Annotated in this window: 15 protein-coding genes; 8 read left to right on the top strand and 7 right to left on the bottom strand. The window is 45.1% G+C overall.

Features of this window, described 5'->3' with window-relative positions:
* Nucleotides 1–48 precede the first annotated feature (48 nt).
* From msbA to ACXAD8_RS04890, 5 genes are read left to right on the top strand one after another with little or no spacing between them, the layout of a single operon-like run.
* Complete coding sequence (gene msbA, locus ACXAD8_RS04910; protein WP_475225612.1) at nt 49–1,797, top strand: lipid A export permease/ATP-binding protein MsbA; 1,749 nt, start codon at nt 49–51, stop codon at nt 1,795–1,797.
* Complete coding sequence (gene lpxK / locus ACXAD8_RS04905; RefSeq protein ID WP_475225610.1) at nt 1,797–2,768, top strand: tetraacyldisaccharide 4'-kinase; 972 nt, start codon at nt 1,797–1,799, stop codon at nt 2,766–2,768. The genes msbA and lpxK overlap by 1 nt, the downstream gene beginning before the upstream one ends.
* 29 nt (nt 2,769–2,797) lie before the next feature.
* Nucleotides 2,798–2,995 (top strand): Trm112 family protein, encoded by a 198-nt coding sequence (locus tag ACXAD8_RS04900; protein WP_475225607.1) that lies wholly within the window; start codon nt 2,798–2,800, stop codon nt 2,993–2,995.
* An 8-nt stretch (nt 2,996–3,003) separates the two neighbouring features.
* On the top strand, nt 3,004–3,756 hold the full coding sequence (kdsB, locus tag ACXAD8_RS04895) for a 3-deoxy-manno-octulosonate cytidylyltransferase (protein WP_475225606.1): 753 nt from the start codon (nt 3,004–3,006) through the stop codon (nt 3,754–3,756).
* Nucleotides 3,757–3,769: 13 nt separating this feature from the next.
* Nucleotides 3,770–4,432: an SDR family oxidoreductase gene (locus ACXAD8_RS04890; protein ID WP_475225604.1), complete on the top strand. Its 663-nt coding sequence runs from the start codon at nt 3,770–3,772 to the stop codon at nt 4,430–4,432.
* A 119-nt stretch (nt 4,433–4,551) separates the two neighbouring features.
* Here ACXAD8_RS04890 and ACXAD8_RS04885 read toward each other — a convergent pair whose 3' ends face one another.
* The 6 genes from ACXAD8_RS04885 to ACXAD8_RS04860 all read right to left on the bottom strand — a co-directional run bounded on the left by ACXAD8_RS04885 (nt 4,552) and on the right by ACXAD8_RS04860 (nt 11,966).
* Nucleotides 4,552–5,727 (bottom strand): hydroxymethylglutaryl-CoA reductase, encoded by a 1,176-nt coding sequence (locus tag ACXAD8_RS04885; RefSeq protein ID WP_475225601.1) that lies wholly within the window; start codon nt 5,725–5,727, stop codon nt 4,552–4,554.
* Nucleotides 5,728–6,493: 766 nt separating this feature from the next.
* Nucleotides 6,494–7,156 (bottom strand): hypothetical protein, encoded by a 663-nt coding sequence (locus tag ACXAD8_RS04880; protein WP_475225599.1) that lies wholly within the window; start codon nt 7,154–7,156, stop codon nt 6,494–6,496.
* 248 nt (nt 7,157–7,404) lie between these two features.
* Entirely contained in the window at nt 7,405–8,634 is a 1,230-nt protein-coding gene (locus tag ACXAD8_RS04875; RefSeq protein WP_475225597.1) for an ABC transporter permease, read from the bottom strand.
* A 10-nt stretch (nt 8,635–8,644) separates the two neighbouring features.
* Nucleotides 8,645–9,958 carry an ABC transporter permease gene (locus tag ACXAD8_RS04870; RefSeq protein ID WP_475225594.1) on the bottom strand — a complete coding sequence of 438 codons (1,314 nt, stop codon included), beginning with the start codon at nt 9,956–9,958 and terminating at the stop codon, nt 8,645–8,647.
* 10 nt (nt 9,959–9,968) lie between these two features.
* Nucleotides 9,969–10,676 (bottom strand): ABC transporter ATP-binding protein, encoded by a 708-nt coding sequence (locus tag ACXAD8_RS04865; protein ID WP_475225592.1) that lies wholly within the window; start codon nt 10,674–10,676, stop codon nt 9,969–9,971.
* Between the two features lie 15 nt (nt 10,677–10,691).
* Complete coding sequence (locus ACXAD8_RS04860) at nt 10,692–11,966, bottom strand: efflux RND transporter periplasmic adaptor subunit (RefSeq protein WP_475225590.1); 1,275 nt, start codon at nt 11,964–11,966, stop codon at nt 10,692–10,694.
* 245 nt (nt 11,967–12,211) lie between these two features.
* Here ACXAD8_RS04860 and ACXAD8_RS04855 point away from each other — a divergent pair, with 245 nt between their 5' ends.
* Nucleotides 12,212–12,697 carry a GNAT family N-acetyltransferase gene (locus ACXAD8_RS04855; protein WP_475225587.1) on the top strand — a complete coding sequence of 162 codons (486 nt, stop codon included), beginning with the start codon at nt 12,212–12,214 and terminating at the stop codon, nt 12,695–12,697.
* Complete coding sequence (locus ACXAD8_RS04850) at nt 12,697–13,164, top strand: GNAT family N-acetyltransferase (protein WP_475225585.1); 468 nt, start codon at nt 12,697–12,699, stop codon at nt 13,162–13,164. The genes ACXAD8_RS04855 and ACXAD8_RS04850 overlap by 1 nt, the downstream gene beginning before the upstream one ends.
* Nucleotides 13,165–13,756: 592 nt before the next feature.
* On the opposite strand, the gene ACXAD8_RS04845 is transcribed toward ACXAD8_RS04850, so the two are convergent.
* A complete protein-coding gene (locus tag ACXAD8_RS04845; RefSeq protein WP_475225583.1) occupies nt 13,757–14,296 on the bottom strand; it encodes a hypothetical protein in 540 nt (179 codons plus the stop codon).
* 284 nt (nt 14,297–14,580) lie between these two features.
* Here ACXAD8_RS04845 and ACXAD8_RS04840 point away from each other — a divergent pair, with 284 nt between their 5' ends.
* Nucleotides 14,581–14,979, top strand: coding sequence for a universal stress protein (locus ACXAD8_RS04840; protein ID WP_475225580.1), 399 nt, complete (start codon nt 14,581–14,583; stop codon nt 14,977–14,979).
* The last annotated feature ends 37 nt before the right edge of the window (nt 14,980–15,016 follow it).

The following is a 15,016-nucleotide window of genomic DNA, read 5'->3' as shown; positions in this document are numbered from 1 at the left end:
AAAATTCAAAAGCTTACGCTTTACCTTGTTTTACACTGAAATTATTTAATGAATCAAACTGAATATACCGGAGCCGTATTTGCTCGTTTTTGCGTTTATTTGAAGCGCTTTAAGTTACCATTTGTCGCTGCCATTACAGGAATGATTGGTTATTCATTGATCGATGTTTTTGTGATCTCCCAACTGGAACACGCCATCGATAAGAGCCTGGTACAGGGAGACCTGAATTATTTGCGTCTTGCTGCTTACCTTATCGTGCCGCTTTTCATTTTGCGTGGCGTATTTAATTTTATGGGAACCTACACCTTGTCCTGGATTGGCAACATGGTGGTGATGCAAATGCGTCAGGAACTGTTTTCCCGCTTTGTGCATTTGCCGGTTTCATTTCACGATCAACATTCCACTGGGCAACTCATATCCAAGGTTATTTACGATACTGAGCAGGTGTCAGTGGCTGCCGGTAAAGCGTTGTTGACCCTGGTGAGAGAAGGCGCTTTGGTGCTGGGCTTGTTGGCCATTATGTTTTATAAATCCTGGCAATTGAGTCTGGCCTTTTTGGTAATTGGCCCTGTAGTTGCACTTATTGTGGCTTATGTGAGTAAGCGGTTTCGCATAGTGAGCAAAAACATACAGAAATCTATGGGTAACCTGACCACCTCTGTAGAGCAAGTACTAAAAGGCCACAAGGTGGTTCTGATGTTTGATGGTCAGGAAAAAGAAGAAAATAGATTTCAGGACAGAAATAATCACAACCGACAACAGAACATGAAACTAGTGGTGTCGCGAATATTGTCGGTTTCCAGCATTCAGGTAATCGCTTCGATTGCTCTGGCTGTGGTGCTGTTTATTTCCAGTATGCCTGGCATGGTGGAAAACCTAACCGCCGGTGTGTTTACTTCTGTGGTCGTCAGTATGACGATGCTGTTAAAACCTCTTAAACAACTCACCACAGTTAACAGTGAGTTTCAAAAAGGGATGGCGGCGTGTGAAAGCATCTTTGCCGTACTGGATCAGCATGAAGAAGAAAATACCGGCCTAAAACAACCCGACAGAGTAGAGGGGCACATCGCATTCAACGACGTGTGTTTCGCCTATGATCCACAAGGGGAGCAAGTGCTTAAGCACATTTCGTTTCAGGTTCCCAAAGGTGAAAGTGTTGCACTGGTAGGGCGTTCGGGGAGCGGTAAATCTACCATATCAAACCTGCTTACACGTTTTTATCAGCCACAGTCTGGCGAAATTACATTAGATGGCATTTCTTTGTCTGATATCGAGTTGCGGGCATTAAGAAATCAAATTGCAGTGGTATCACAACAGGTAACCCTGTTTAACGATACGATTGCCAACAATATTGCTTATGGCATGGAAGGTGTAGTTTCTCGGGAACAAATCGAAAACGCAGCAAAGGTGGCACATGTTCTGGAATTTGCTGAACAGCTTGAGCGCGGTCTGGATACCTTTGTGGGGGAAAATGGCCTGATGCTGTCTGGTGGCCAGAGACAACGTATTGCTATTGCCCGAGCCGTGCTAAAAGACGCGCCTATTTTGATATTGGATGAGGCCACCTCTGCACTGGATACCGAATCAGAGCGCTACATTCAGGAAGCTCTGGAAACCTTGCAAAAAGAACGCACCAGTATTGTCGTGGCTCACCGTTTGTCCACCATTGAAAATGCAGATCAAATTTTGGTGATCAACAAAGGTGAAATAGTTGAGCAAGGCAAGCATAAAGAGTTACTTGAAAACAATGGCATGTATGCCCAATTACACAGAATGCAATTTGCCGAAGGTGCTTAATGAGTAATTTACAAGCATCTTGGTACAGACCCTTTAGTTGGTCCTTATTGTTATTACCATTTAGTTTGTTGTTTTGGCTGATTAGTACTTTAAGAAGAAAAGCCTATGCCAGCGATATTCTGACAAGTCATAAAATCGGTGTTCCGGTTGTGGTGGTGGGTAATATCAATGTCGGCGGCAATGGAAAAACGCCGCTGGTAATTTATCTCAGTAATTTCCTGAAGCAACAAGGTTACAGACCGGGTATTGTCTCCAGGGGTTATGGTGGCAAAGCGCCATCTTACCCGATGACCGTGCAGGACAATTCAGATCCGGCCCAATGTGGTGATGAACCTTTGTTTATCAGACAAAGGGTTAATTGCCCTGTTGTTGTAGACCCAAATCGGGTGCGTGGCGCGGAAACTCTGGTAAGTGAACACAAGTGCAATGTCATTATCAGTGACGACGGTTTACAGCATTATCGTTTGGCAAGAGATATCGAAATTGCTGTGGTTGATGGACAACGCCGACAGGGCAATGGTTTGTTGTTACCGGCCGGGCCGCTTAGAGAAGGAAAGTGGCGTCTACAGCAGGTGGATTTCATCGTGCTGAATGGTGGTAAGTTAAAAAAAGACGAATATCTGATGTCGCTGGAACCGGGGCGTCTTGTTAATGTGAAATTTAAAGGTCAAACCAAATCCCTCAATCAGATTACAGGTCCGGTTTCGGCTATTGCTGGGATTGGTCATCCAAAGCGGTTTTTCGACCTGTTGCGGAATAAAGGCATTAAGCTTGAAAATACTCTGGCATTTCCCGATCATCATCAATACAAAGCTGCGGATATCCCGAAAAACACGGTATTGATGACCGAAAAAGATGCCGTGAAATGCGCTGGTTTTGCGCAGGATTCCTGGTGGTATTTGCCGGTAAGCGCGAAATTAACCGAAAAGTTTAATCAGGACTTTTTGACTAAACTTAAGAATTGTAGTTAAAGCCGTCAGGCTGTTGTTGAAAGGATAATATGATGCCTATCGATCCAAAATTGAGCGATATTTTGGTGTGCCCTTTGTGTAAAGGGAAAGTGATTTATGTGCGTGAATCAGAAGAGCTGGTTTGTAAGTTCGATAAATTAGCCTTTCCGGTTAGGGATAATATTCCGGTTATGCTGGAATCTGAAGCCCGCAATTTATCGCTAGACGATCTCAATTCAATTTCCTGAGTCAGCTAATGGAATTTACTGTAATTATTCCCGCTCGATATCAGTCTAGTCGTTTCCCGGGTAAACCTTTGGTGGATATTAAGGGTAAACCAATGGTGCAATGGGTCTATGAAAAAGCCATACAAGCAGGTGCCAGACAAGTGATTGTGGCTACCGATGATGCCCGTATCCAAAATGCCGTAGAAGGTTTTGGTGGGCGTGTTTGTATGACCCGTGATGATCACGAAAGTGGTACGGAACGATTGGCTGAAGTTGTGCAAACGCTGAATTTGTCTGACGATGAAATCATCGTTAATGTACAGGGGGATGAACCCTTTATACCTGCTGAAAATATTGTTCAGGTGGCACAAAATTTGGCGAATAATCAACAAGCCAAAATGGCCACTTTGTCAGTGAGTATTACCGATAAGGAAGAATCGTTTAACGCTAATGCGGTGAAGGTGGTAACAGATGCCAAGGGTTATGCATTGTATTTCAGCCGGGCCACAATCCCTTATGACCGTAGCCGTTTCCTGTCTGTCGCACAATCCGACATAAAAGATATTGGCGACTTTTATCAACGCCATATCGGTATTTATGCTTACAGCGCGGGATTTATTAAAGAATACATTGAGCTGGCGGTATCTCCGTTGGAACAAATTGAGTCATTAGAACAACTCAGAGTGCTGTGGCATGGTTATGCTATTCATGTTGAACAGGCCAAAAGCACACCGCCGCCTGGCATAGATACACCTGAAGACTTACAAAGAGCACTTAAATAACAAGGAGTTTAGTATGCAAAATGTAGTGATAACTGGTGCTAATCGCGGTATCGGCTTAGAGCTTACCCGAATATATCTGGCACGGGGCTGCAAGGTATGGGCAATTTGTCGCCAATCCAGTGATGAGCTGGCAGCCACCAACGCCAACATAATTGATGGTGTTGAGCTGTCCGATTTAGAAGGATTATCAGGAATGATTCATCCTCTGCATGGCGTTGGTATTGATATTCTGATCCATAATGCCGGTATTCTCAGAGATGAAAGTTTAAATCATATTGACGCCAGTACCATTGAGCAGCAGTTCAGAGTTAATGCTATAGCGCCTTTGGTGCTAACTGATCTACTGTTGGATAACCTTAACGCTAATGCCAAAGTGGGCGTTATTACCAGTCGAATGGGGTCTATGGGGGATAATGGCAGCGGTGGGCGTTATGGCTATCGTATGTCAAAGGCGGCGTTGAATGCTGCAGCAGTATCACTGGCTCACGATCTCAAGCCCCGCAACATAGCCGTGGCAATTCTTCATCCTGGTTATGTACAAACTGGCATGGTTAACTTCAGGGGAGAAGTCCCGGCAGATGAATCCGCGCAACGTTTGGTAACTCGCATGGATGAACTAAATCTGGATAACACAGGCACCTTTTGGCATGCCAATGGTGAAGTTTTACCCTGGTAAGTCTAGAGCGTGTTGACCTTTGCTGCAAAATTGTACCGCAAAGATCAAAACGCTCTAATTAGATAAAATAAAAATGGGCGTTGTGATACGCCCATTTTTGTATATTGTTTGAAAGCTTATTAGCCGCGATTTCGGCCCAGCTGATCGTGACTAGACACCCAATCACCAGCAATAACAGCGCATCCCAGAGAAATATCTCCAGCAAGCACCGTTGCGGCCACAATTTCCGCAAACTTATTGGCTTTGCCTTTACCCACACAGCCCAACATGTTTAAACACTCTCTTTGAGTTGGCAGGCCTGTGCCGCCACCGAAGGTTGCACAGATCAGGGAAGGCAGTGTTACTGCCAGGTAAATATCGCCATTGTCTAGTAATTCATGGGTGAACAAACCCGCGTGAGACTCTACAACGTTAGCTTCGTCCTGACCGGTTGCAATAAACAATGACGCAATACCATTGGCGGCGTGCGGTCCGTTGTAGGCTGCCCCTGCCATCAAGGCGCCGGTATTAGCTAATACGGTTGCTTTAGCAAGCATTTTGGTATCAACACCCATGATGGCCTGTAGCACTTCTTTTTTCACTGTTAATTCGGCAATAACCCGTTTACCGCGGGAATGTAACATATTCAGATGTGAGTGTTTTTTATCGGTATCCATGTTGCCAGATAACAGATAATTAGCACCACCTGGATAGTTTCTTTTTATCCATTCACACGCCATTAGCGTTGCTTTGCCCACCATGTTTTGACCAGCAGCATCGCCTGTAGTGTAGTTAAAACGCAGATAGCGAGACTTAGCAACAGACCATTGGTGTATGTGCTTTAACTTACCAATACTGGTAGTGCTTTCAGCCGCTGCTTTGATGTTGTCAAAATTTTCTTTGACCCATTCGCCAAATGCTCTGGCTTCGCGGGCATTGTCAAACAGGAACGCTGGAGCGCGTTGCATATACTGCTCAACAACTGTAGTGGTTACACCGCCGCTTTCCGTGATTACCCTCATACCTCTTGAGTAACTGGCAACCAGGGTGCCTTCTGTAGTAGCGAGAGGGATGTAAAAATCGCCCTGGGCGTCTTCACCATTAATGCGCATTGGACCAGCAACACCAACCGGCATCTGACAAATACCAATAAAGTTTTCAATATTGCCTGGCAGTACTCCGGTATCAATAGTGTATTGGCCGGTTAACGTCATGGGTTCACCCGTTTTAGCCTCGATAAACTTGCGTCGCTCTGCCGCCATTTCCGGTGTGTAATCGTTCTCTTTACTACGAGGAATACGAATATCATCTCTCATTTTAGTGTGTCCTGTTTAAAATTTTAATGACAATAGTAGGGTGATTTTTTTTGACGTTATTAGTATAAACATGTAACTGGTCAGACCACAAGTGGTAATCTGTAATTTCTTGTTTTGAATGCAAAATTTAACAAAATCGAAATATTTAGTAGAAAATAAAATGCGGAGAGTAGGCTGCTAACCGAAAAGTTATTAATGGGAAGACGCGTAGGAAGGGGCCATGAATGCTCATTTAGTCACCTGTAGGTAGAACTTCAGTTCGACAAAGCAAACTGAATCAACCACCGTTGTTTGACTGGCCGATTTTTGCTCCTGCAAAATCGGCATTCACTACGTCCATGTAGCTCAAGTCAAACCGTTATAGGTCTGAATTTATTCAGACACCGCTACCAAATTCAACCATCGCTGTTCGAATGAATTCGAACCTACAGCCAATCTTCTAGTTTTAGCTGCACTTTAGCCTTATCTCGTGAATGGACCTGATTTGACCGGACTTCGAACATTACAACGACTGGTTATTCAACAAAGTTTAAATGGGTGTCATGTTTAAATTTGGGTGTCATGTTTAAATTTGATACTGGACCAAATCGTAGTTCGGCAGCATTCCTTAAGGTGTCGCCGGCGCCCCGGCAAAACAACATCAAGCGTTGAAATTTTGGTACTTTACGGGCAGAGCCCGTATTAGTGATAATCACCTGTTGAAGTTGGTGGTTTAGGGCAAAACATAAAAAGGGCCATTAAGGCCCTTCGTTTATTGCAATGCTTTCTATCGATATGCTTCTGTTTCGTAATACAGCGGCTTCATCGGACCGCAAAGGGTCAGGCGGCTGAATAACTGTGGAATTGTTGGTGTCGCTGACGGTGTACTAAACTCAGTAACACAACTCACCATGTCGTCAAACAGAATGAGGTTATCGAATGTGGGAGGCTGTTGCAGTCTGTGTACAAGAATAAATTCGTTTGTACCCACTTTTACCTTGTCGTAGACCTGTCTGATGCTGGATGGTTTAATTTCATCGAAGGTCCTCAGGTATAACTGCTGATCAAAGGATATAACAGCTTGCTCATGCACTTTCATGCCGCCGCGATCAAAGTGTCCCATATAAATATCCATAACCACATCTAGTTTTTCGCCTCTCAACAGGCGTTGCAGATTAAATGGCTGAGTCTTAGCGGTGACCAGATCAGCGTCTCTTACCAGAAAGCGAACAGGGGGAGTTTTGGTATTTATTTTGTATAGCAATTGTTGATTATGGGGCTTTTCATAGCCAGGCATGGGGTAGGCGAACAGGGTAGTTCCCATGCTGACTAAAACCATGTTATAGCTTCCCATATAGGCAGGATCTAACGGCGGTGGCGGTTGGTCTTCATTGGCAAAACTGGTCTGAGTTAAACATAACAACAGGATTATTAAGCCAAATTTAGTCATTGAGTGGCACCCTTAATTTCAAAAAACAGCACAACGCCTTGTTAATAGTGTAGTAGAGATTTGTCACAGCCAACTACTGTCAGCCAATTTGGCATAAGTATCCTGGTTTTTAACTCAGAAAAACATAGTGCTTTAGTATATAAGAGCGGGTACAGGTATTAAGTGATGGGTAAATGTACAATATGAGAATGAAAATCCACAATGTGAAAATGTGATCACCCAACTTGCCGGGTGATCACACATAAGATTTAAACCGTTCGGGTGGCCATGGCCGGAGGAATATTGGCCGCTTTTTTGGCCGGACCCAAAACCGCCAGCTGTCCCAGCATCCATAGGCAAACCATGCCCAGAGGAATGTAATACCAGGTTATTCGATTTAACTCGAAAAAATTAACCAGCAGGATATTGAGTCCAATACTCAAAGCGGCACCGGCCATGACACCGATACTGGTGATCATAAAATTCTCCAGCATAAAATAACGAATTATTTGCCACTGAGTAGCACCCAGAGCCCTGCGGGTACCAATTTGCTTTTTGCGTTTGTTAACATTAAAACTGGCCAAGCCTACGATGCCCATGCCAGTAATAAGCACTAGCGTGGTCATTACAATGGTCAATATTTTAATCATGGCAGCATGGAAACCATAACTGTCTTCACGTACTTCGGCAAAAGATTGCATACCTCTGACCAGGCGTTCATTGCTGCGCTGGGCAAGATACTCTTCCACATCTCTCATGGCCTGATCGCGCATGCCATCCTCCGCTCTGACGAAATAACGAGTAGAGTTGTTGAACGCAAAATATTCAGGTGACAGCATGGTGTTTTCCAACTGCTCCCAGCCTATCCAGGGAGCCTGCAAGATATCGATGATACCAATGATTTGCATAGGTTCGTTGTAATCTATGTAGACGGTTTTGCCAACGACTTCATTTATGTCAGAGTCGGGAAACATATCCTGTGCCAGCGCTTCAGTGATGATAATATTTTGCGGCCAGCCTTCTTCTGTACCATCGCGATAGCGCATTTCCTGTTCAGTAAAGTTCTGTCCTGCCAGCAACTGCACATCCAGGGTATCAAGTCCATGGTGATCCACCATGTAAACGGCGGTGGCAACGTCATCTTTGCCCTCACCGGGTTCGACCTGCAAGCTCATGGACCAACCGCCACCGCTGATTGGAATGGCATTGATGGTGGTGGCGTTGCGCACAGAAGGTAATGCCCTTATCTGACGCAGATCTTCCTGAATGGTGTTGCGGTTATCAAACTCGGTGGCAAAACCATTACTGCTGACATAAAAACTGTCGGCTTCGTCTACACCGCTAATTCTGGCCATGAGGGCCTCACGCTCATCAATAATGAAGATGGCGTTAACCACTATAGTCATGGTAACTGCAATTTGTAGTGCAATGAGTAATGCGCCCATTTTATTGCGCAGCAAGGTGCGAAAGATTGGGCCTAGTTCCAGAGATGCTTTCATAATAATCTCCTTATTGACTTTTTAGTTGGCTGGCAGGGGCAATAGAACAGGCGCGCCATGTGGGATATAACCCAGCCAGAATCGTTGAAACCAGCGCGATGATGATGGCCAACAACGCCATGTTCATATCCAGGCTGGTTAGCTTGTCAGCAAATTCTCCATAAAGCGTTCTGAGACCCTGTAAACCAAAATAAGAGAAGCCAAGCCCCAAAAGTCCACCCGCTATGCCAATACAGGCGGTTTCAACGGTATGTTGAATAAACAGATCGCTCTTGGTGGCACCCACCGCTCTGCGCAATCCAATTTCACTGGACTTACCCATGAACTTAGACAGCATCAGTCCTATGGTATTGAGCAAACACACTGCTAAAAACATTAGCGACAGCCACATCATAATTTGGGCATCGTCGGCGACTACTTCGTTGTATTCCAGCCATTGCTGCACATTGTTTAAGCGATTGTCTAATGGGCGAGGAAAGCGTCCCAGTTCCTTCTGGCTGTTGACATAGTTGTCTAAAAACTGAGCGTAGTCAGTTCTTTCTCCGGGGCTATCGAGTTCCACCCAAAACTGGAAGTTGACACACTCGGAATTCAGAAAGCCCTCAAATCCATCTTCGTCTGGAGACTTCCAGCAATTGACGTTCCCCCAACTTGGCAGTTTCATATTTAGCTTGAGTTGCAGTGGAATAAACAGTTCTGATGGACGACCAAAGTTATCGTTGTTGAGGTCGTAAAATTTTGGAATAGGGTGCCATTCATCAATGACACCCACGACAGTAAATACTCCACCAGATAAGGTGACGGTCTCACCAACTGAGTTTTTACCACCAAACAGAGTTTCATTGATTTCCCGGGTGAGGACAACGACGTGTCTGGCGCTCTCATCAGCGGCTTTGTCCCAACCAGAACCATAAAGAAATGGCACATCAAACATGCTGAAAAAGTCGCCATAAGTGAGGCGATAACCCGCCTGAAATGGCTTAACATCCGGATCTGCTGGTTCCACTACACCGCCAGATTTAGCCATAGCGGCCTGGCGTTTGCCCATTTCTGCTTTTTGCAGGTTGGTGGCATCGGTCCAGGTTAGCTGAAAGGGCGGATCATTAGGATCTACCGCAGCTTCATGGGGACCCCAATTGTCTAACTGCACGTGAAACAATACATCACTTTTGTGTTTAATGGGATTGTTGGACATTAGGTAGTTTACGGTGATGGTGGTCATACAGGCACCAATACCCAGTGCGATGGCTAGCACCATTAGGCTGCTCAGCACGGGATTGCGCCGCATACTGATAAACGCCAGTCTCAGGTAATAACTGATCATGCCTGCATCCTCATCCGTTCACGACTTCTTTTGATTGTTCAGCGACCACTTCGTGCAATTCACTGACTTTACCATCGCGAACATGAATGTTGCGTTTTGCCTGGGCGGCTAAATCGGGATCGTGAGTTACCATAACAATGGTGGTGCCTTGTTGGTTGATTTCCTGCAACAGGGACATAACACTATTGGCCATCTTACTGTCGAGGTTACCGGTTGGCTCATCGGCTAATAAGAATCGCGGTGAACCAGCCAACGCCCGGGCAATAGCCACGCGTTGTTGTTGACCGCCGGATAGCTGCGCGGGTAAGTGTTGCATTCTGTTGGAAAGTCCAACGGTTTCCAGGCTTTGTTCGATGCGCTGTTTGCGTTCTTTGCTGCTAAAGCCTCGGTATCTGAGTGGTACGTCAACATTGTCAAACAGGTTGAGATCCGGGATCAGGTTAAATCCCTGAAAAATAAACCCGATTTTCTCATTTCTGACTCGGCTTCTGGCGGCATCACTAATTCCTGAAACGTCTTTTCCATCCAGCAAATAGCGTCCGGAAGAGTAGGTCTCCAGCAATCCAGCGATGTTTAAAAACGTGGTTTTCCCGGAGCCAGAGGGCCCGGTGACGGCCACAAAATCGCCTTCGTTAACCTCCAAAGTAAACTCTTTTAAAGCATGAGTTTCTACCATATCGGTACGGTAAACCTTACTAATATTTTCCATTCTTAACATTTGAACTTCCCCCAATTATTGAGTGAGTAAAACGGTCTCAGCGCCATCAAACGCTTCGGTACTTGAGACGATAATTTCATCGCCAATATTTAATCCGGATAAAATCTCTACGGCTCCAAGACTACGTGCGCCGGTACTGATTGGCGTGCGAATGGCCCGGTTGTCCTGAATCAGATAAGCCACCTTACCTCCTGCGCTTTCTAAGAACTGGCCCCGCTGTACCATCAGTACATCGGATTTGTTTTCCATGAGTATGCGGGTTGTAAGTCGTTGATTTTGACGCAAGCCCAATTCTGAAGAGTTGGCAAAACGCACCCGTCCAGTCACCTGATTGTTTTGAATTTCGGGGGAAATCGTGACCAGAACTGCCGAGTGCGTTTCACCATTAAACTGTATTTCTGCGTCCATACCGATGGCCAGGTCATCGGCGTAACTTTCTGGAATTTGCAGCTCCACTTCAAACTCGCTGAGGTCCACAACGGATAAAATGGCCTGGTTTTGCGCCACCTGGTTTTTTTGCTCTACAGCCAGGTTACCGACAATTCCGGCTACCGGGGAGCGAACGGTGAGCTCTTGTACTTTGCGTTGCAAATCAGCGACTAGTAGTGCTTGCCGCTCTACCTGTAGTTGATTGGTTTTTAACTCAAACTCAAAAGATTCGATGGCCAGTTGTGCATCTTCAACCGCGTGCTTGTGTTCCAATCGAGCGTTCTCTAATTCATCTTGTGCTTTTTCAAAATCAATGGCGCTGATACTGTTACTTTTTATCGCTTTGTCAGCGCGACGTTTTTCTCTGTCTGCTGCCGTTAATGCCACTAACGCCTGATCGATGGATTTTTGGTTGTTGAGGGCTTGCTGTTTGGCCTGAATTTTTTTGCGGTCTAATTCTATTTGCAAACGCTGTAAGGTGGCTTCTTCCTGTTGTAACTCGTTGGTCAATTCCGGACTTTCAATCATAGCCAGAATCTGTTGTTGCTCCACCGTGTCTCCTGCATCTACCATGTAGGTGATTGTGCCTTGCGAAGGACTGTATAGCTTAGGACTGACGGCGGCAACGACTCGCCCCTGAACCGATAAGTCTCTGACAAAGTCACCTTTTGTGACTTTCGCCAAGCGCAAACGCTCCCGAGATACGGAAAGATCGGAATTGGCCCAGTCGCTATAGGATGGTGCGACAATACCGGCTATTGCCACTACAACCACCACCGCGACAACGCCTTTTAGCCACTTGCTTTTGTTAGATTTTGGAGCCAGTACAACATCCTGACCACTGGTATCTGTTATTTTCATTAATATCCCCGAAATAACTATTAATGCTGAACAATCATTGGCTAAGTCGCGCAGGATTGGTAAAAGGTTTATTCAGCACAGGAAAATTTTTTAGACAGAATGTTGCAAATTATTTTTATGCAACAAAAACATGTTGTTACAGGGATAATTGGAAATGACTGAATTACATTTCAAAGCCTGTTTTTGCTTGTTTTCGCGAGGATTTCGCAGAATAATGGGGTCATATAATTGCTGTGGTGCAGGGAATGAATTTTAGTCAGATTGAAGCGGCTTATTTGCCTGAAATACTCAGATTAAACAATCGGGAAGTCCCGCATGTTAACGAGCTGGATTTAGATACTTTAGCCTTTTTGTGTAACGAAGCGGCGTTTGTGCAAGTTTGTACCGATGAGTACGCCATTTCCGGTCTTGTAATGGGGTTTATGAAAGGCGCGGATAATCATGGGTTTAATTTTAATTGGTTTTGTGACCGGTTCGATAACTTCCTGTATATAGACCGTATCTTTGTTAGCCCAATTTACAAAGGCCGCGGCATAGGCAAAGCGCTGTATCAGCAAGCTGAAACATTTTGTCGTAAAAATGGCATAGACGCCTTGTGCTGCGAAGTTAATGAAGAGCCTCCTAATCCCGCCTCTCATCAGTTTCATCAACGCTGTGGTTTCGATCCTGTTGAGTCGGTTTTGCATCCTGAAGGCAAAACCGTACAAATGTATCGCAAGTTGATAGTCTGATGCTGATTAAACCCGACGCTGTTACAGACGCCAGAGTAGTGGCGTTACTGGAAGAACACATAGCGGATATGTACGCCACATCGCCTCCGGAAAGCGTACATACCCTGGATCTGGCATCCTTGAGAAACACAGATATCAACTTTTGGTGTGTCTGGGATGGTGACTCAGCCGCTGGATGTGTTGCGCTAAAGGAGCACGCTCCCCATTGGGCGGAAATTAAGTCGATGCGCACCTCAAATGCTTATCGGGGCAAGGGCATCGGCCGCTTGTTATTGGAGCATGTTATTCAGCAGGCAGAATTAAGACAGTATCAATATTTACGCTTAGAAACGGGTATCGAACCTTTTTTCCAACCTGCACGGACTCTGTATGCAGGTTATGGATTTGTTGAGCGTGGCCCTTTTGCCAACTATGGCAACGATCCAAACAGTGTATTTATGGAAAAGTCGTTTCGCGCATTTGCCTAGACGCAAAATCTTCTTTTTAGTGGGGAGTGAGGCAGGGCGAGAGCATGAGTGCTCATGTAGTGTCCAGAAACTAATAATGTTCATTTGGAGATAATCCAAAACTGATTCGTTTGCGGGTTCGGTTCCGCCAATATTTGTTCGGAGTGCTGAACCTAATCCCCCTTTACGCGCAATAAACTACGACTTCAGTTAAAACAACGATGAGAGCCATCAGGGATGTGCTGTCATTGATGGGCGTCGTTGTTCTGATGGCGAAGTTTATGCTTTTGCGCGTCAGGGGCTGCGGGGGATTCTTAAGGGGGCACAGCCCGGTCACCTTAAGGCGCAGTCGGCGCCCCGACGATGATTCATATCGAACGAAGATGGTTAAACTATACTGCGGCGTCGAAATAAATTTCGACCTACCAACAAACTCAAGATTGAAGTCCGGGGATAGGTGGAGTGTGTCAATATCGATTTTTTTAAACGTAGCCGAAATAATAGGTTTTAGCTTCGATTAGGTCAGGCTGTGTCAGATGTCGCTCGAAAATCGTTCGCGATCTTGTCCTGGGGAGTGAGGCAACCCATTTGAAACAGGTTGCCTGAATAGCGATTAGCCTTGAACTAATGCTGAAAACTTGTCATTGCGAACAACTTTACCAATCAGGTTTTGTACCGCAGGCATCAAAGCTTGTGCTGTTTGATTACAAGCTGTCTCGCCATAAAAGCTGCTGGTATATGAGTAGCTTTCAGTAACAGACATTGACTGGCCGTTTGAGGAGTTAATAGTTACTGCAATATCCCAGCTTCCAGAAGCTGAATTGAAGTCGATGGAGTCCAGGGTGCCGGTCAAGGTGATCGGGCCATTTGTATCGTGAATCTCAGCCATGGTTAACTCATCAACCAGTGCTTTGCGAATAAAGCCTTCAAACGACTGACCATCCGGTGTCTTAATTGGGCCTACGCCACGACACATGATGCTGGTTTTGCTTTCGCCGGCAGCGTTAAATTCACCAATATTAATTTTAGTATCTTTGATGTTTTTCAAAGCTGAAATATTGTCTACAGAAACCGCATAGCGATTAACTGAATAGGTAGAACAACCTGATACGGTCATTGCTACCAAAGAGGCAAGGGCAATCTTTTTTAACATTCCTGTTTCCTTGTTTTGTTGTTTTACTATCCGATTGTAGTCGAATCTTGTGTGCTATTGTGTTTTTTTGAATACACAGACAGTGCAGCGCATCTTAACGACACTTAATCAGACTTTCCACATAGAACCCAAAAAATATTTTTACTCTTTTTCATTGCAACAGCAGCAAATCATGATTCAGGTCAAACCAAGGCGCCATTTAGTTTGCTATTAATGAGTTATTCAAGCCTGTTTTGGCGCTATTGTTGATGAACCTGGCTTAGATAATTAACTGAGAGGAAACTATGTATAAAACCATTGTTTGTGCGGTGGAAATAGGTGATGAAGGCAGTGAATTGTTGGCAAAGGCCTGTACTTTAGCTGATAAGTTTGCCAGTCGCTTGATTGTAGTCAACGTGCTGCCATACAGCTTTTTGCCCAAAGATTATCAAAAAGAGCTGACTGAGAAAGCCATACCGGAGTTCGAAAAAATGGCGGCAGAATTTAAGGTGGCGAAAAAGAATAGGCTGTTAAAAGTAGGGAAGCCTCACGAAATTATCTGCAAGTTGGCTAAAAGCAAAAAAGCAGACCTGATTCTGTTGGGCACACATTCCAAAAAAGGATTGCAGTCCATAATTGGCTCAACCGCCACTGCCGTATCAAATAATGCGCCCTGCGATGTGACTTTGGTGAGAATCAAATAGGCAATAAAAGGAAAGAGCCTGACTTATTTGGTCAGGC

This window comes from Planctobacterium sp. AWH2_060, assembly GCF_056158425.1.
Note: the sequence above shows the minus strand (reverse complement) of the source record. Positions and strands in the feature narration are given on the sequence as shown.